This window comes from Pseudomonas flexibilis, from assembly GCF_000806415.1.
In the GTDB taxonomy this organism is placed as follows: domain Bacteria; phylum Pseudomonadota; class Gammaproteobacteria; order Pseudomonadales; family Pseudomonadaceae; genus Serpens; species Serpens flexibilis.
The window spans coordinates 93,059-109,698 of record NZ_JTAK01000001.1 but is presented as its reverse complement, the minus strand read 5'-3'; the positions used below and the strand labels follow the sequence as shown (position 1 = coordinate 109,698).

Below are 16,640 nucleotides of genomic sequence, written 5' to 3'. Positions count from 1 at the left end.
AAACCTAGCACTCGGTGCGGGAGGACGATTGGAGCAGCGCTTAATGGCGCTGATAAACACGCTGCATGGAACGGAAACGACTCCGGCCTTCTGGACATGATCAAGACTCGCGACCTGCTGGGTTGCCAATCAGGAACCAGGGTCTACAGGACTGTGATGTTGGAGGGCCGGGAAGAACGGGGTGGCAGCTGTCAGCTGGGTAGTCCCCTTTGCCACTTGCAGGGAAATTGCGCCTTGGGCCGCCCTCCGTATCCCAAAGGATACGGGATCGACCACTAGCTGACGGCCAGTATCGTTTAACCACCGTAATCTGTAGGGCGGGAGGAAAATAAATCTGTCCCCGTTTTTTGACCGCCCGTTCCCTGACAATGCGTCAGGGACGTAAGCGAAAATCCGTTGCTGGCTCGATGCATTGACCGGCTGCTCCCGGTCAGAGCTTGAAGAAGCTCACCTTGTCGGTCAGACGATTGGCCAGGGTCGCCAATTCATGGCTGGAGACCGCCATCTGTTCGGAGCCGGCCGACGTTTCCAGGGTTGCGCTGTGTATATGCGTTATATGCCGATTGACCTCTTCGGCGACCGCGCTCTGTTCTTCTGCGGCACTGGCGATATGGGCGTTCATATCGTTGATGGCGGTCACCTCGCTCCGGATCTTGTTCAGCGCCTGTTCAGCCTGATTGGTCTGTTCGACGGTCTGCTGCGCCAGTTGACGGCTATGGTGCATCACCTCGGCGGCTTTGCCGGCATTCTCCTGCAGCGTGCCGATCATGCCGCGAATTTCACGGGTGGAATCCTGGGTGCGGTTGGCCAACGAACGAACCTCGTCGGCCACCACGGCAAAGCCACGGCCATGTTCACCGGCCCTGGCGGCCTCGATGGCGGCGTTGAGTGCGAGCAGGTTGGTCTGCTCGGCGATGGCGGTAATCACCTCGATGATTTTCTCGATGCCCACGCTGTCGCTGGACACCTGCTGCACACTCTCGGCGGAGCGTTCCAGCGTACGCGCCAGGTTCTGGATCGCACTTGCCGTCTCGCTGACGACCTGGTTGACGGTGGCCACTTCGTGATCGGCGTTGCGCGTGGCGGACGCCGCACGGGTGGCATAACTGGCCACTTCATTGACGGTGGCGGCCATCTGATTGATGGCGGTGGCGATCTGCTCGGCCTCGCTGGACTGCAGGCGGATCTGCTGGTTGTTGCGGTCGGAGGTGGTCAGCAACTGGTCCGAGGCCGAGGTCAGCTCACCGGCGGCACCGCGTACCTGGGTGATGGTATCGATCAGGCGCTTGACCATGTCCTGTAGGGCCCCCATGACGCTGTGCGGGTAGCGCGTCTGGATGCGCTGGCCCAGCTCGCCATCGGCCAGGCGGCGAATGACCTCGGCCACCTGATGCGGTTCGGCGCCCAGGGTAGATTTCAGCCGGTTGATGATCAGCAGCGAGACGCCAACGCTCAGCAGCACCGCCGCCGCGGTGACCAGCAGGATCAGCATGCCAAAGCCACCAGCGGCGTTGCGCACGGCGTCAATGTTCTTGCCGATGTCCTGTTCCTGATGATCGATGAAGGCATTGATGCGCTTGAGCCATTCGCTGTAGGCCGGCGAGGCCTGTGCCATCAGCAGGCGCTTGGCCGAGTCGGCATCGCCCTGGCGGCGCAGGCTGATCACCTGCTCGGTCAAGGCCAGGGTGCCGCGCTCGATCTCCTGGATGGCGTTCAACAGGCGCTGTTCAGTGGCGGTTGGCGCTTGCGCACGCAGCAGGCGGTCCATGGCCTGGGCGGAATCCTGATAGAAGTCCTTGAGTCGCTGGATCTCCGCCAACTGGCGGTTCAGCGCCGCGTCGCTATCCACCAGAACCGCATCGCGAATGGCGATGGCGCGGTCATGCACACTGCCGCGGAAGTTGATGGCATAGCGCTGTTTGAGCGTGGCCCCTTCGCTGACCGAGGTCAGGGTCTCGTCGATGAAGCCGACGCGCTGCACACCGATAAAAGTGATCAGGACCATTAGCGACAGAACCAGCCCGAATCCAAGGCTCAGGCGTTGAGCGATGCTCAGTTGCGACATGAATCGACTCTCTTGCCCATCGGGGCTGCGTTCGCCGGGAGCCTCGGCAGGTACTGAGTGCTCTCCGGGCGAATCCTATACAGACTGATATTTTTGTACAACTATTGACTCTGAGCCCAGCGGGCGGCGAGTTCTACTCGTCACCCATCGCCAGCGTGGAGTCCGCCCAGCCGTACGCCACAGTCTGGTCGAGAGCCTTGTGGGCGTTGTCGAGCCAGGCCGGGTGGGCGTTGTAGAGGTTTGTGAGGGTGCGCTTTTCCGACAGCGGCCATGGGCACGCCCGGAATCGAACCGGGATATACCCAAACGCCTACCTGAAACAACGGGCAACTGTGGAGCCGGCAGAAACGTCCGCGCACAAAAAAACCGGCTCGAGGGCCGGTTTCTCTGGGGTTCCGCGCTTATCCGGGGTTACTCAGGGGTAAGCGGGAGAAGGGTTCTGGTGCCGGAAACAGGAATCGAACCTGCGACCTTCGCGTTACGAGTGCGCTGCTCTACCTACTGAGCTATTCCGGCGGCGGCGCGTAAGCTAGCACTCCGGTCGCGACGAAGCAACCAGCGCAGAGGCTCTGCGCGCGGTCATCCGTGCACCGTCTGTGGATGCGGCCGTTCGCGGCGATTGTCGATCCGGCGGCGTATCCATTTCTCCAGCTCGGAGCCGATCAGGACCAGCGAGCCGGCGGCGATCACCCGTGCCCATTCGCCGGCATCCAGCGCGGCCGAGCCGAATACCTTCTGCAGGGGCGGCGCGTAGGTGTACAGCAGTTGCAACGGCACGCAGGCGGCGATGCTGACCAGCACCCAGGGGTTGCCCAGCAGCCCCTGGCGGTTGAGTACCGAGGCGAACAGCGAGCGGCTGCACAGCAGGTAGAACATTTCGCTGGCCACTACCACGTTGACCGCCATGGTGCGGGCCACTTCCAGCTCGCTGCCGCGCTGCAGTTCCCAGAGGAACAGCCCCAGCGCGCCGATCATCATCAGCACCGAGACCATGATCACCCGCCAGACGAACAGGCCGGAAAGCAGCGCCTCGCTCGGGCTGCGTGGCGGGCGGCGCATCAGCCCGGGTTCGGCCGGCTCGGCGGCCAGCGCCAGGCTCAGGGCGCAGGAGGTGACCATGTTGATCCACAGCACCTGGGCCGCGGTCAGCGGCAGCGCCAGCTGAAAGAGGATGGCGGCGACCACCACCAGCGCTTCGCCGCCATTGGTGGGCAGCATGAAGAGGATGAACTTCTTCAGGTTCTCGTAGATGGCGCGCCCCTCGCGCACGGCGTTGACGATGGTGGCGAAGTTGTCGTCGGCGAGCACCACATCACCGGCTTCCTTGGCCGCCTCGGTGCCCTTGTGGCCCATGGCCACGCCGACGTCGGCGCGCTTGAGCGCCGGTGCGTCATTGACGCCGTCGCCGGTCATCGCCACCACCTCGCCGCTGGCCTGCAGGGCCTGCACCAGGCGCAGCTTGTGGGCCGGGCTGGTGCGCGCGAAGACGTCGATCTCACCCACGATCTTGCGCAGCGCCTGGTCGTCGAGCATCTCCAGCTCGGCGCCGGTCATCGCCGGCCGGCCGACGCCGATGCCCAGCTGCGCGCCGATGGTCCGAGCGGTGTCGGCATGGTCGCCGGTGATCATCTTGACGCGGATGCCGGCGCGCTGGCATTCGGCGACCGCCTCGATGGCCTCGCTGCGCGGCGGGTCGATGATGCCAACCAGCGCGAGCAGGGTGAAGCCGCGCTCCATGTCCTCGAAGCCGAGCTGGCGTTGCGTCGGGTCCACCGCCTTCTCGGCGATCACCAGCATGCGCAGGCCGTGGGCGGCGGTGTCGGTGAACATGCGTCGCCAGTAGTCGGGGTCGAGCGGCTGCTCGCCGTCCCGCACGCGCTGGCGGTCGCACATTTCCAGGATGCGCTCCGGCGCGCCCACCACGTGGATGCTGGCGCCGTCGGCGCCGTGGTGCAGGCTGGCGGTGAAGCGGTGCTCGGAGGCGAACGGGATGGCGTCACTGCGCGGCGTGGCGGCGGCCTCCTCGGCCAAGTCCAGGCCGGCCTTGCCGGCCAGCACCAGCAGCGCGCCCTCGGTGGGATCGCCTTCGATGCGCCAGTCGCCGTCGACCTCCAGCAAGCGGGCGTGGTTGCATAGCAGGCCGGAGCGAATCGCCGCCTGCAGCACCGGCTCGGCGCGCGGTTCCAGCGCAACCCCGTCACGGCTGAAGCTACCCAGCGGCGCATAGCCGACACCTTCGACGCTATACACGGCCTCGGCGCTGACCACCCGCTGCACGGTCATCTCGTTACGGGTCAGGGTGCCAGTCTTGTCGGAGCAGATCACCGTCACCGAACCCAGCGCCTCGACAGCCGGCAGGCGCCGGATAATGGCGTTGCGCCGGGCCATGCGCTGCACGCCGAGCGCCAGCATCACCGTCATGATCGCCGGCAACCCCTCGGGAATCGCCGAGGCGGTCAGCGCCACCGCCATGATGAACATGTCGCCCGGCGGGTGACCGCGCCACAGCACGCCGAGCACGAAGGTGGCGGCCACCAGGCCGAGGATGACCACCGCCAGCCAGCGCCCGAAGCGGTCGATCTGCCGCAGCAGCGGCGTGGACAGCTGCTGCACCCGCGCCAGCAGGCTGTTGATGTGGCCCAACTGGGTGTGCGCGCCGGTGGCCACCACCAGCCCGCGCCCCTGGCCGTTGACCACCAGGGTGCCCGACCAGGCCATGCTGAAACGGTCGCCAAGCGGCGCCTGGTCGGCCACCGGCTCGGGATCCTTGTCCACCGGCAGGGACTCGCCGGTGAGTGCCGCTTCCTCGATGCGCAGGTTGCGCACCTCCACGAGGCGCAGGTCGGCAGGCACCTTGTCGCCGGCATTGAGCAGCACCACATCCCCCGGCACCAGCCCTTCGGCACTGATTTCCCGGGCGTGCCCATCGCGCAGGACCGTGGCGTGGGCGGTGAGCAGCTGACGGATGCTGGCCAGGGCGCTCTCGGCGCGGCCCTCCTGGATAAAGCCGATCACCGCGTTGATCAGCACCGCCGCCACGATCACCCAGGTATCGACCCAATGGCCGAGCAACGCGGTGATCGCCGCCGCGCCCAGCATCAGGTAGAGCAGCAGGTTGTGAAACTGGCGCAGGAAGCGCATCAGCGGGCCGAGGCGGCGACCCTCCGGCAGGCGGTTGGGGCCATACTGGCGCAACCGTGCTTCGGCTTCGGCGCTGCTCAGGCCTGAGCGCTCGGCCCGCAGGCGGGCGAAGCAGGTCTCGCTATCCTGGGCATGCCAGGCGGGGGGCATCTCGCTCATCGTCGTCCTCGCGCGCGGGGCCGCGACCACTTGGCCGGCCCGGGGAATCCATGCCGGGCAAGTCTGGATGAAACGGGCGATGCAGGGCCAGCCGCCAAGCCGTTTCAAGGGATTTCCCCGGTTGAGCGGCGCAGAGCTCCCGGCTATCGTTGCGCCACCGTTGGCCTTGAGAGTTCTTCATGTACCCATCGTCCCGCCTTGCCCTTTTCCGAGACCCGGCCGCGCACCCCGCGCCCGGCGCCTGGCGGAGCGGTGGCGATGCGTAGCGGCGCGGTCTTCCCCTGGCGCGGCGACAACCGCTTCGAATTGCTGGTGGACGGCGCCCGCTTCTTCCCGCGCATGCTGGACGCGATCGCTGCCGCACAGCGGCAGGTGGAGCTGGAGCTGTACCTGGTCGAGGACGGCAAGTGCTTCGACCAACTGCGCACCGCGCTGGTCGACGCGGCGCACCGCGGGGTACAGGTGCGCTGCCTGTTCGATTCATTCGGCTGTCTGAAGCTCAGCCCCGCCAACCGCCAGGCGCTGGTGGACGCCGGCGTGCAGCTGCGCCTGTACAACCCGGTGCGCTGGCGGCGCGGCCTGCGCAACCTGTTCCGCGATCACCGCAAGATCCTGCTGGTGGACGACGTGGTGGGGTATGTAGGCGGCACCGGCGCCACCGACGAGTTCTGGAACCCCGATCAGCCGCAGGACAGCTGGCACGAGGTAATGGTGGAAATGCACGGGCCGCTGCTGGGTGACTGGCGCAGCCTGTTCGAGTACCAGTGGCGCTGCTGCGGTGAGCGCCGTTTCTGGCGCCCCGTCGAACCGCTGCAACCGGCGCGCCTGCCGCCGCCGCCAGCCAAGCGCCGAGGGTTGGGCCGACTGGCCTATGCCGCCGCCCGCCAGCACCGCGACATCCTGCGTGCGCTGCTGCGCAGCCTGGGGCAGTCGCGCCGCCAGGTGCTGTTCGCCACGCCCTACTTCCTGCCGACCCGCAAGGTGCGCCGGGCGCTGATGCGCGCCGCGCGGCGCGGCATCGAGGTGCGCCTGCTGCTCACCGGCCAGCGTACCGATCATCCGGCGGTGCGCTACGCCGGACACCGCTACTACCCGCGCCTGCTGCGCGCGGGAGTACGCATCTTCGAGTACGAGCCGCGCTTTTTGCACGCCAAGATGGTGCTGGTGGACGACTGGGTGAGCATCGGCTCGTGCAATTTCGACCACTGGAACCTGCGCTGGAACCTGGAGGCCAACCTGGAGGCGTTCGATCCGTCGCTGTGCCAGGCGGTGGCACAGTGCTTCGAGCAGGACTTTGCACAGAGCAAGGAGATCACCCTCGTCGATTTCCAGAACCGTCCGCTGCCCCTGCGCCTCTACCAGCGCTTGTGGGGCTGGCTGGACCGCATCGTCATCAACCTGCTCGACCAGCGCCGGGACTGAGGCCCACCTTTCGGCAGGGATGGAGCGCACCGGCAGGCGTCTATGCTCGCTGCGACTTTTCCGACGAGGCTCGTCATGCGCCGTTTCCTGTCCCTTGCCCTGCTTCTGCTGCTGGCCGGCTGCTCGACCCCGGGCGCCTTCTTCGGCCCCACCAACGGGCCCATCTACCTGTCGCGGGACAGCGACCCTACCCTCGCCCTCATCCATGTCTATCGCCCGGCCAGCGACTGGGCCCGCCAGGAACTGGAAGCGCCGGGCGTGTTTCTGGACAACCGGCGGATCGGCCGGCTGCCGAGCGACAGCTACATGAGCCTGCTGGCCCAGCCCGGCAGCTACAAGATCGAAATGCGCCGCCCGCTGTTCGGCCTGCACTGGACCCTGCTCGCCGACGGTCCCTTCGATTTCAACCGCATCGCCAGCTTTACCCTGGAGGTGGAACCCGGCAAGCAGTACTTCCTGCGCTACGACGAGCTCAACCTGCCGGCCCACCACGTGGACCAGACCGAGCAGGGCGACGGCCCGCTGCGCCTGGTGGGCGAAAGCCTGGCGCGCCAGGAAATCGTCTTCACCAACCGCATCCAGCCCGACCGGGACATCCAGCTGACCGCCGAGCACGAACGCCCGCAACGCAGCTTCTGGCAGAGAGTCGGCGAGGCGCTGGACAAGATCGGCATCTGACCCGCGCCTCCACGCGCAGCGGAACCTGACAACGGCCACTAGGCTGTAGCTGCCGGCGACTGATCGCCAGCCATTTTCCGTCAGGAGGACCGTTCATGGCCGCCAAGAAGATTCTCATGCTGGTCGGCGACTACGCCGAAGACTACGAAACCATGGTGCCCTTCCAGGCGCTGTGCATGGTCGGACACATCGTGCATGCCGTATGCCCGGACAAGGTCGCCGGCGAGACCGTGCGTACCGCGATCCATGATTTCGAGGGCGACCAGACCTACAGCGAGAAGCCCGGGCACAACTTCACCCTCAACGCCGATTTCGCCGAAGTCGAGGCGGCGGCCTACGACGCGTTGCTGATCCCCGGCGGCCGTGCGCCGGAGTACCTGCGCCTGAACCCTGAAGTGCTGCGTCTGGTGAAAGCCTTCGCCGACGCCGACAAGCCCATCGCCGCGGTTTGCCATGGCGCCCAGGTGCTGGCTGCCGCCGGCGTGCTCAAGGGCCGGACCTGCAGCGCCTATCCCGCCTGCGCCCCGGAGGTCCGTCTGGCCGGCGGCGAGTATGTCGAACTGCCGGTGGACGCGGTGCATGTGGATGGCAACCTGGTCACCGCGCCGGCCTGGCCGGCCCATCCCGCCTGGCTGGCGCGTTTTCTCGAGGTGCTGGGGACGCGCATCGAGCTGTGATCACCCCAACGAAAAAGCCCGGCACAGGGCCGGGCTTCTTCGCAACAGCAGACGACTGCTTACTTCACTTCCACCACCTGGGCTTCGGCGATCTTCTTCTGCCAGATCGCCGGGCCGGTGATGTGCACGGACTCGCCCTGGGTGTCGACCGCCACGGTGACCGGCATGTCCTTCACGTCGAACTCGTAGATGGCTTCCATCCCCAGTTCCGGGAAGGCGATGGTCTTGGCGCCCTTGATGGCCTGGGCCACCAGGTAGGCGGCACCGCCCACGGCCATCAGGTACACGGCCTTGTGGTCCTTGATGGCGTCGATGGCGATCGGGCCGCGCTCGGACTTGCCGATCATGCCCAGCAGGCCGGTGGCCTCGAGGATCTGGCGGGTGAACTTGTCCATGCGGGTCGCGGTGGTCGGGCCGGCCGGGCCAACCACCTCGTCACGCACCGGATCGACCGGGCCGACGTAGTAGATGAAGCGACCCTTGAGGTCCACCGGCAGTTGTTCGCCCTTGTTCAGCATGTCGACCATGCGCTTGTGGGCGGCGTCGCGGCCGGTGAGCATCTTGCCGTTGAGCAGCAGGGTTTCGCCCGGCTTCCAGCTCTGCACTTCTTCCGGGGTGATGGTGTCCAGGTTGACGCGACGGGCGCTCGGGCCGGCTTCCCAGACGATTTCCGGGTAGGCGTCCAGGTCCGGGGCTTCCAGCTTGGCCGGGCCGGAGCCGTCCAGCACGAAATGGGCGTGACGGGTGGCGGCGCAGTTGGGGATGATGCACACCGGCAGCGAGGCGGCATGGGTCGGGTAGTCCATGATCTTCACGTCGAGCACGGTGGTCAGACCGCCCAGGCCCTGGGCGCCGATGCCCAGCTTGTTGACCTTCTCGAACAGCTCCAGGCGCAGCTCCTCGATACGGTTCTGCGGGCCGCGGGCCTGCAGTTCGTGGATGTCGATCGGGTCCATCAGGACTTCCTTGGCCATCAGCGCAGCCTTCTCGGCGGTACCGCCGATACCGATGCCCAGCATGCCCGGCGGGCACCAGCCGGCGCCCATTTCCGGCACGGTCTTCAGCACCCAGTCGACGATCGAGTCGGACGGGTTGAGCATGGCCATCTTGGACTTGTTCTCGGAGCCACCGCCCTTGGCGGCCACGTGGATTTCCACGGTGTTGCCCGGCACCACCTGGTAGTGGATCACCGCCGGGGTGTTGTCCTTGGTGTTCTTGCGGGCACCGGCCGGGTCGGCCAGCACCGAGGCGCGCAGCACGTTGTCCGGGTGGGTGTAGGCGCGACGCACGCCCTCGTTGATCATGTCGTCCAGGCTCATGGTGGCGCCGTCCCAGCGCACGTCCATGCCGACCTTGGCAATCACGGTGACGATGCCGGTGTCCTGGCAGATCGGACGATGACCGGTGGCGCACATGCGCGAGTTGATCAGGATCTGGGCGATGGAGTCACGGGCGGCCGGCGACGCTTCGCGCAGGTAGGCCTCGTGCATGGCCTGGATGAAGTCGGTGGGGTGGTAGTAGGAGATGTACTGCAGGGCGTCGGCGACGCTCTGGATCACGTCATCCTGTTTGATCACGGTCATGGGTGCGCTCCTCTTTAAAGACGGGAACATCGAAGGAAGCGCCGGACCAGGACCGGCGCACCAGCAAAAAAGGCGCGGCAGTATAGCGCGGCCGGCGAAAGTGCGGACAGCCGCGCGGCCTCGACCTTGGTCGCTCGGTCCGATAGTCAGAATCGATTGGCCGACGGACCGTACCGTCATACAGTCGCGGCTCCTTCAGCTCTCTTTCCACGTCATGCCCGAACTCTCTGTTGGCGACCGGCACTGGTCGGTAGAGCCCGGTTGCAACCTGCTCGATGCCCTGCTCGAGGCCGGCCAATCCGTGGCGCACAGCTGCCGCGCCGGCAGTTGCGGCGCCTGCCGGGTGCGCTGTCTGCACGGCGAACCGCTGGACGCCCGGCCCGACGCCCTGCCGGCCAGCGAGCGCGCCGCCGGCTGGCGACTGGCCTGCCAGTGCCGGGTGAGCGAGGACCTGGGCGTCGAGCTGTTCGATCCGGCCCAGCAGACGCTGGCGGCCGAGGTGGTCGGCCACGACTGGCTGGCCCCCGAGGTGCTGCGCCTGCGTCTCGCAGCCGAGGTCCCGCTGCGCTACCAGGCCGGCCAACACCTGCTGCTGTGGCGTGACCACAGCCTTGCCCGTCCCTACTCGCTGGCGAGCCTGCCGGGGGAGGATGCGTTCCTGGAGTTTCATATCGACTGCGCGGGCAGGGGCGGCTTCTGTGACCACGCGCGCCGGCTGCGTCCGGGCGATCCCCTGCGCCTGAGCGGCCTGCAGGGCGGCGCGCTGCGCTATGAACCGGAATGGCAGGAGCGTCCGCTGTGGCTGCTGGCCACCGGCACCGGCCTGGCGCCGCTGTGGGCGATCCTGCGCGAAGCCCTGCGCCAGGGACACGCCGGCCCGATCCATCTGTTGCACCTGGCACGCTCGTCGACGGAGCATTACCTCGCCGATGCCCTGGATGGGCTGGCGCAACGGCACACGAACCTGCAGGTGACGTTGCTGGAACACTCGGAGACCGGCGCCTGGCTGCAGGCCCAGCGTCCGTCCCGCGACACCCTGGCGCTGCTGTGCGGCGCGCCGGCCCGGGTGGACGCGCTGGCCCGGGCCCTCTACCTGGCCGGCCTGCCGCGCGGCCAGCTGTATCGAGAGCCATACATCACGGCAGCCGGGGCGTGACCGAGGCGGCCGGCGCAACGCTGGAAGCGGACGAACACCAGGATGGCGAACCGCGCCTTGCAGTTGGCCGAACAGGTCATATGCTGCCTGCTATCCACCGACAACAAGGACGATCACCATGCAAAGGACACCCCGCACCCTCGCCTCCCTCGGACTCGCCGCCCTGCTGGCCTGCGCCGGCACGGCCCAGGCCGATGACATCAAGGAAGCGCTCGAGGAAGCCCTCAAGGCCTATAACCAGGGCGACATGAGCGGTACCAAGGAAAATCTCGGCTACGCCACCCAACTGCTCAACGAGAAAAGTGCCGATGCGCTGACCAAGGCCTTGCCGGCCCCGCTGCCGGGCTGGGAAGCCGACGAGGCACAAAGCTCCTCCGCCGGTGCGGCACTGTTCGGCGGCGGCCTGCAGGCTTCGCGCACCTACAACAAGGACGACCAATACATCGAAGTGGAGATCGTCGGCGACTCGCCGATGCTCTCGCAGATGATGGTGGTCATGACCAACCCCGCGCTGGCCGGCAGCATGGGCAAGTCGGTGAAGATCGGCAAGCAGCGCGGCATCCAGGACGAGAACGGCAAGATCATGCTGATCATCAACAACCGCTTCATGGTCTCGGTGGAAGGCGACGCTGAACAGGCCGACAAGCTGGCCTACGCCGAGGCGGTGAAGCTGGAGGCGCTGAACGAGCTATGAAGAATGCTACCCCGCCCTAGGGCGGGGTAGCATGGTGCGCTGTGACCTGCAAACGTTATCCGTCACCTCCCTAAAGAAAATGCAGAATAGGCCGACAAGCTCCCGGCTGTAACTTATTAAAAAAGGAGCTTTAAAAAATGAAAAAAATGCACATCGCGATTGCTGCTTCACTTCTAGCATTAGCTTCCCTGCCTGCTGCAGCTCAGGACATCAAGTTTTCCCTCGGCGGAGGGATCTACAACAGCACCCAGGAATTTGATCGCTATGCCGATGACGAATTCAGCGGTCTGGCCCTGACAGCCACAGCAGCCATCAACAACCATGTTGGCGCGCAAGTTAACTTCTACTCGGCTGAACATGACAAATACAGCACTTGGGAAGCTAGCGGCTACGACTTGCTGGTTCTCGGCGGAATCAACCTGATCGAAAATGGCTTTAAAGCCTATGTAAGTGCCGGCTTCTTCCGCGAAGAATGGGAAGAGTACGGATTCAAGGAAACCTTCAGCGGCCCGCAGTTCGGTCTCGGTGTCGGTTACAACTGGGAAAAAGTGTCGGTCGATTTATCGCTGAATTTCCGCGACTCCAGCGACTATGACGATTTCTGGGTACCGGATACCTCTTCCGTTACTTCCAGCCTTCTCAGCGCCTCGTACCGTTTCTGATCAGTCTGAGTGGGAAGATTTCGATCTTCCCACTCAGCCCTACCCCTACAAGGGTCGGGCGTTCCGGATGCGGTACTGGTTACGCACCGGAGTGGCGTACTGCACCACCAACCAGGGCCGGTGTTCGGCCGGGCAGGCGGTCAGGCGGCGGTCCCATTCCGCCTGTGCCCTGGCCAGCTCCTCGGCGCCGAACAGTTCGTTGGCGGCCGGCACCGCCAGCTCGGGCTCGCGCCCTTCCCACATGGCGTAGGCCAGGTAGTGCACCGGGAACAGCCGGTAGTTGCCGAGGATGCACTTGTCGATTTCCTGCGCCAGCTGCTTGGCGTCGTCACTGGCGCCGCGCACCGGAGCGGCGAAGGCAATGTGCACGCGCCCCTTGTAGCCGGTGATGCCCTTGGCGATGCTGCGGTCGTCCTCGCCCGGCGCCTTGGTGTAGCTGCCGGTGGTGGCGCGGGTATACAGCTCGCGCGCCTTGTCCAGGTCGCAGGGGTCGTATTCGTAGCTGATCGACACCGGCACCAGCGACAGCTCGTCGATCACCTGGCCGAATGCTTCGTCCTTGCGGCTCATGTGGAACATCTTGAGGATCGCCGAGTCGGTGCGATCGTCACCGTCCTTGGCCCGCCCCTCGGCCTGGGCGATCCAGATCGATTCGTCATCCTGGAGGATCGACTGGTTGATGTAGGCCGACAGCAACTGGAAGGCCGCCAGCTTCTCGCGCCGCCCGGTCAGCGAGCGGTGCACGATGAAGCTCTTGTTCAGGCGCATCAGGTCGCTGACGAAGGGCCGCTGCAGCAGGTTGTCGCCGATCGCGATGCGCGGTGTGCGGTGGCCGGCGTGGTACAGCGCGTAGTTGACGAAGGCCGGGTCCATGACGATGTCACGGTGGTTGGCCAGGTACAGGTGGCGGCGACCCTTGTGCAGATGCTCCAGGCCGGAATAGCTGATGCCATCGGTGGCCCGCTCGATGGTGCGATCCACATAGGGCTCGATGCGGGCCTGCAGCTTGGCCACGCTGTCGATGCCCTGCACTTCGCGGCGCAGGCGGCGCGCCACCAGCGGGCGCAGCGCCCAGCCAAACAGCCCGGCCAGTTTCGGCAGGCGGAAGCGGGTCAGGGTATCGAGGAATTCGGTGTCGTTGCACAGGCGCGCCAGCACAGCGGAAACCTCGCTGTCGGCGTAAGGGCGGATGGCGTCGAAGGTGCCCATCATGGTCTCGTTCGGGAGGAGAAAAACATGCAGCACCCAAAGGGGCGCGGAAAATAGATCGCCAAGTATACTCGCAAGTCACATCCAACCCGCTGTCAGGCGTTTTGTCGCGAGGATACCTCCCCATGCAGTGCATTCACCGCCCCTGGGATCTGCTGGAAGCGAACCTGCTGCGCGACATGCTGGCCAGCGAGGGCATCGCCGCCTACCTGCAAGGTGAGCACCTGATGGGCGCCGTCGGCGAACTGCCCGCCGGCGGGCTGCTCGCGCTGCTGGTCGAGGATGAACACACCGAACGCGCCCGGGAGCTGATCGCTGCCTACACGGCTGCCGAACCGCTGCCCGCCGAGGAGCCTCTTGGCGGTCCCGGCGAACTGCTCTGCTGATGTAAGGCTGATTGATCCATGAGTGGCCGTCTTGCCCTGTTCCGCTGGCCCGCCGCGCTCGCCGCGCTGCCCGGCTTCCCCGCGCTGCAACCCCACTGGAATCTTTCCCCTGGCGCGTCGCTGTTGCTGTTGCGCGCAGATGGCGAGACCCAGCGCGCCGACCTGGCGCGCTGGGGACTGACCCCGGCCTGGCTGACCGATCTGTCCCGTACACCCGCCCATGCCCGCGCCGAGACCCTGGCCGAACAGCCGATGTTCCGCGAGGCGTTTCGCCTGCGGCGTGGCCTGGTGCCGGTGAACGGCTTCTACGAGTGGCGAGGCGTGCGCAAACGGCCCTACTGGGTCGGGGCCGAGGGCGGCCTGCTGTATTGCGCGGCGCTGTGGGAGGTCTATCCGGCCGGGGATCGCGAGTACCTGAGTCTGGCGCTGGTGACTCGCCCGGCGGCCGATCTGCGTCGGCCACTGCTGCTGGATGCCGAGGGCCAGCGCGACTGGCTGGCGGCCGAGACTCCGGCAGCCCGGCTGACGGCGCTGCTGCAGGCGCCCGTACCGCCTCTGCGCGAGCGGGCACTGGCGGGGCTGGTCAACGACCCGAACCTGGATGGCCCGGAGTGCCTGACCCCGGCCTGACCCACCTGCGGTAGCGAATTCATTCGCGAACGTTTGGCATCGCGAACGAGTTGGATAAAAACGGAACCACCCCACACGGGGGAAGCGAAACACGGGATGGCTCCGGGAAAAGGTGCCTGTCTGGCGTGGCGGCAAGAGTACGGAACCGCCCTTGATCGGAAAAATCGCCCGTTTCAATGCCTTCCATAGTCAACCCCTATTTTTGAAGCGCATCACAAAACAGGCATAATCCGCGCCACTTTTTACCCTCCCTGTCCGCATCCACCAATGACCCTGCGCAAGCGCCTGTCCTGGCTGTTCCTTCTCTTGTTGCTTCTGGTGCTGCTGGCGGTCAATGTGCTCGGCGAGCGCCTGCTGCTGCCCTACCTTGATCAACAGGATCAGCTACGCCTGCACCAGGCCTCCGGGCAGGTCCAGCACGCGCTGGAACAACAGGGGCGCTATCTGCTCAGCCGCCTGGACGGCTACGCCTTGCGGCTTGCCTCTGCGACTGAGGACGTACCCGCCGCGCCGGCCGAGCTGGACTTCATCCTGCGTCTTGATGACGGCGAGCCCGCGCTCAGCCTGTTTTCCCGACTGGAGATGGATCTCGCGCAGCTTGCCCTCGATGCGCCCCTGGCCGCAGCCGAGCCGCCGACCATCAGCCTGGCCTGGTGGCAGGAACAGCCGCTGATCCTGCTCGGCCTCCCGCTGCCGAACGGACAGGGCCGGCTGCTCGCCGGCCAGCGGCTCGACCCGGTGCGACTGCTCGACGAACTGCACATCGCGCCCGGGGCCGAGTTGCAACTGCTGCCGCCGGACAACGAAACCCTGGCCAGCGGAACATCGCCGGCGTCTTCGCCGGTCCCGGCGATTCTGGCGCGAGGCACCGGCGTGGAAAGCACCGCGGCACAGCTGCACACCGAGCTGCACCTGCATACCCCGCAAGCGCAGGACGGCCTGCGCCTGCGGCTGAGCCTGCCTCGCCAGGCCTACCTGCAAGGCATGCAGGAACTGGCTTGCTTCATCGACTGGATACTGCTCCTCTGTGCGGGCGCCCTGCTGCTGGCCGGGCTGTGCGTGGAGTTCTGCCTGCTGCGCCGCATCCGCTTCATGCACCGGGAGATCGCCAGCATCGGCCTGAACGCCCATGCGTCGCGCCTGACGCGCCTCGGGCAGGACGAGCTGGGCCAACTGGGGCATGCCCTGAACCGCATGCTCGACCGCCTGGACAGCAGCGAGTCCCGCGACCAGGCGATTCTCGATTCCATCGACGACGGCTACTTCGAGATCGACGCCGGAAGCCGCGTCCTCACGGTCAGCCGCGGCCTGGAACGGCAGCTGGGCTGCACCGCCGAGGAGCTGCTAGGCCGCCACCTGGCGGAAATCATCGGCGTCGATGAACTGCAGCGGCTACGCCAGCAGTTCCGACAGACCATCGGCGGCAGGGTCGCGCCACGCTTCGTCGTGCCGATCCGCCGCCGTAACGGTGCTATCGGCTATTTCGAGACCCGCATCTCGCTGATCCGCGACGCCAGCGGCCGCTACTGCGGCCTGCGCGGCATCCTGCATGACATCGGCGACCAGGTCGCCTTCCAGGAGCAGCTCTATGACCTGGCCCATCGCGACCCGCTGACCGGCCTGGGCAACCGCATGGCCTTCACCGAGCAGCTCCACTATTGCTGCGACGAGGCACACGGAACGGGACGCTCGCTGGCCCTGCTGTATCTGGACCTGGACCGCTTCAAGGAAGTCAACGACCGCTACGGCCATGCCACTGGCGACGCCCTGCTGGTCGCCATCGCCGAGCGCATGCGCACCGCCGTGCGCCAGCCCGATCTGCTCTACCGATTGGGCGGCGACGAATTCACCCTGCTCGTGCCGGACGCCGATGCGGACAAGGCCGTGCTCATTGCCCAACGCCTGCATGCTGCGCTGGCCCAGCCCTACAGCCTGTCCGGCCAGCGTATCGACTTCGTGCTGCCCAGCATCGGCATCGCCCTCTATCCCCGGCACGCCAGCAGCCCGGACGCACTGATCAATGCCGCCGACGAGGCCATGTACCAGGCCAAGCTGGACGGCCTGGGCCACTGCGTCAGCCAGGCCACTCCCACTGAACAGGCCGCACTGCACGAACTGTAGGAGCGACTTCAGTCGCGAGCTTCTGGGGGGAACCGCACAAAGCAACGCGGCTAAAGC

General features: G+C 66.2%; 12 protein-coding genes, 1 tRNA gene and 2 pseudogenes. 9 read left to right on the top strand and 6 right to left on the bottom strand.

Features of this window, described 5'->3' with window-relative positions:
* Nucleotides 1-430: 430 nt before the first annotated feature.
* The 4 genes and pseudogenes from PT85_RS18420 to PT85_RS00515 all read right to left on the bottom strand — a co-directional run.
* Nucleotides 431-946 (bottom strand): annotated as a pseudogene (locus tag PT85_RS18420) (methyl-accepting chemotaxis protein); the annotation flags it as partial.
* Between the two features lie 609 nt (nt 947-1,555).
* Nucleotides 1,556-2,065 (bottom strand): annotated as a pseudogene (locus tag PT85_RS18415) (MCP four helix bundle domain-containing protein); the annotation flags it as partial.
* A gap of 440 nt (nt 2,066-2,505) precedes the next feature.
* A tRNA-Thr gene (locus PT85_RS00520) sits at nt 2,506-2,581 on the bottom strand.
* A 63-nt stretch (nt 2,582-2,644) separates the two neighbouring features.
* On the bottom strand, nt 2,645-5,365 hold the full coding sequence (locus tag PT85_RS00515; RefSeq protein ID WP_039605656.1) for a cation-transporting P-type ATPase: 2,721 nt from the start codon (nt 5,363-5,365) through the stop codon (nt 2,645-2,647).
* Between the two features lie 258 nt (nt 5,366-5,623).
* On the opposite strand from PT85_RS00515, the gene PT85_RS00510 reads away from it, so the two are divergent.
* The 3 genes from PT85_RS00510 to PT85_RS00500 all read left to right on the top strand — a co-directional run bounded on the left by PT85_RS00510 (nt 5,624) and on the right by PT85_RS00500 (nt 8,142).
* Nucleotides 5,624-6,787, top strand: coding sequence for a phospholipase D-like domain-containing protein (locus PT85_RS00510; protein ID WP_039605655.1), 1,164 nt, complete (start codon nt 5,624-5,626; stop codon nt 6,785-6,787).
* A 75-nt stretch (nt 6,788-6,862) separates the two neighbouring features.
* Complete coding sequence (locus tag PT85_RS00505; protein WP_027590056.1) at nt 6,863-7,465, top strand: DUF2846 domain-containing protein; 603 nt, start codon at nt 6,863-6,865, stop codon at nt 7,463-7,465.
* A 95-nt stretch (nt 7,466-7,560) separates the two neighbouring features.
* The gene (locus PT85_RS00500; RefSeq protein ID WP_027590057.1) at nt 7,561-8,142 is read left to right on the top strand and encodes a DJ-1/PfpI family protein; all 582 of its coding nucleotides are present in this window, start codon (nt 7,561-7,563) and stop codon (nt 8,140-8,142) included.
* Nucleotides 8,143-8,201: 59 nt separating this feature from the next.
* On the opposite strand, the gene PT85_RS00495 is transcribed toward PT85_RS00500, so the two are convergent.
* Nucleotides 8,202-9,725 (bottom strand): fumarate hydratase, encoded by a 1,524-nt coding sequence (locus PT85_RS00495; RefSeq protein WP_027590058.1) that lies wholly within the window; start codon nt 9,723-9,725, stop codon nt 8,202-8,204.
* A 214-nt stretch (nt 9,726-9,939) separates the two neighbouring features.
* On the opposite strand from PT85_RS00495, the gene PT85_RS00490 reads away from it, so the two are divergent.
* The 3 genes from PT85_RS00490 to PT85_RS00480 all read left to right on the top strand — a co-directional run bounded on the left by PT85_RS00490 (nt 9,940) and on the right by PT85_RS00480 (nt 12,237).
* Nucleotides 9,940-10,881: an iron-sulfur-binding ferredoxin reductase gene (locus tag PT85_RS00490; protein WP_039605654.1), complete on the top strand. Its 942-nt coding sequence runs from the start codon at nt 9,940-9,942 to the stop codon at nt 10,879-10,881.
* Nucleotides 10,882-10,999: 118 nt separating this feature from the next.
* Nucleotides 11,000-11,575 (top strand): hypothetical protein, encoded by a 576-nt coding sequence (locus tag PT85_RS00485; protein ID WP_039605653.1) that lies wholly within the window; start codon nt 11,000-11,002, stop codon nt 11,573-11,575.
* Between the two features lie 137 nt (nt 11,576-11,712).
* The gene (locus PT85_RS00480; protein ID WP_052199688.1) at nt 11,713-12,237 is read left to right on the top strand and encodes an outer membrane beta-barrel protein; all 525 of its coding nucleotides are present in this window, start codon (nt 11,713-11,715) and stop codon (nt 12,235-12,237) included.
* A 45-nt stretch (nt 12,238-12,282) separates the two neighbouring features.
* On the opposite strand, the gene PT85_RS00475 is transcribed toward PT85_RS00480, so the two are convergent.
* A complete protein-coding gene (locus tag PT85_RS00475) occupies nt 12,283-13,446 on the bottom strand; it encodes a 1-acyl-sn-glycerol-3-phosphate acyltransferase (RefSeq protein WP_039605652.1) in 1,164 nt (387 codons plus the stop codon).
* A gap of 125 nt (nt 13,447-13,571) precedes the next feature.
* Between PT85_RS00475 and PT85_RS00470 the strand changes: the two genes are divergently transcribed.
* From PT85_RS00470 to PT85_RS00460, 3 genes are all read left to right on the top strand, one after another.
* Nucleotides 13,572-13,832, top strand: a complete 261-nt coding sequence (locus PT85_RS00470; RefSeq protein ID WP_027590062.1) for a putative signal transducing protein — start codon at nt 13,572-13,574, stop codon at nt 13,830-13,832.
* Between the two features lie 18 nt (nt 13,833-13,850).
* Nucleotides 13,851-14,462: an SOS response-associated peptidase gene (locus PT85_RS00465; RefSeq protein WP_039605651.1), complete on the top strand. Its 612-nt coding sequence runs from the start codon at nt 13,851-13,853 to the stop codon at nt 14,460-14,462.
* A 267-nt stretch (nt 14,463-14,729) separates the two neighbouring features.
* On the top strand, nt 14,730-16,583 hold the full coding sequence (locus tag PT85_RS00460) for a sensor domain-containing diguanylate cyclase (protein WP_052237569.1): 1,854 nt from the start codon (nt 14,730-14,732) through the stop codon (nt 16,581-16,583).
* The last annotated feature ends 57 nt before the right edge of the window (nt 16,584-16,640 follow it).

Bases quoted from the DNA above. Each gene is read 5' to 3' on its own strand.
- PT85_RS00485 (WP_039605653.1), top strand. From the start codon at position 11,000: ATGCAAAGGACACCCCGCACCCTCGCCTCCCTCGGACTCGCCGCCCTG.
- PT85_RS00500 (WP_027590057.1), top strand. From the start codon at position 7,561: ATGGCCGCCAAGAAGATTCTCATGCTGGTCGGCGACTACGCCGAAGAC.
- PT85_RS00475 (WP_039605652.1), bottom strand. From the start codon at position 13,446: ATGGGCACCTTCGACGCCATCCGCCCTTACGCCGACAGCGAGGTTTCC.
- PT85_RS00505 (WP_027590056.1), top strand. From the start codon at position 6,863: ATGCGCCGTTTCCTGTCCCTTGCCCTGCTTCTGCTGCTGGCCGGCTGC.
- PT85_RS00490 (WP_039605654.1), top strand. From the start codon at position 9,940: ATGCCCGAACTCTCTGTTGGCGACCGGCACTGGTCGGTAGAGCCCGGT.
- PT85_RS00460 (WP_052237569.1), top strand. From the start codon at position 14,730: ATGACCCTGCGCAAGCGCCTGTCCTGGCTGTTCCTTCTCTTGTTGCTT.
- PT85_RS00515 (WP_039605656.1), bottom strand. From the start codon at position 5,365: ATGAGCGAGATGCCCCCCGCCTGGCATGCCCAGGATAGCGAGACCTGC.
- PT85_RS00470 (WP_027590062.1), top strand. From the start codon at position 13,572: ATGCAGTGCATTCACCGCCCCTGGGATCTGCTGGAAGCGAACCTGCTG.
- PT85_RS00495 (WP_027590058.1), bottom strand. From the start codon at position 9,725: ATGACCGTGATCAAACAGGATGACGTGATCCAGAGCGTCGCCGACGCC.
- PT85_RS00510 (WP_039605655.1), top strand. From the start codon at position 5,624: ATGCGTAGCGGCGCGGTCTTCCCCTGGCGCGGCGACAACCGCTTCGAA.
- PT85_RS00465 (WP_039605651.1), top strand. From the start codon at position 13,851: ATGAGTGGCCGTCTTGCCCTGTTCCGCTGGCCCGCCGCGCTCGCCGCG.
- PT85_RS00480 (WP_052199688.1), top strand. From the start codon at position 11,713: ATGAAAAAAATGCACATCGCGATTGCTGCTTCACTTCTAGCATTAGCT.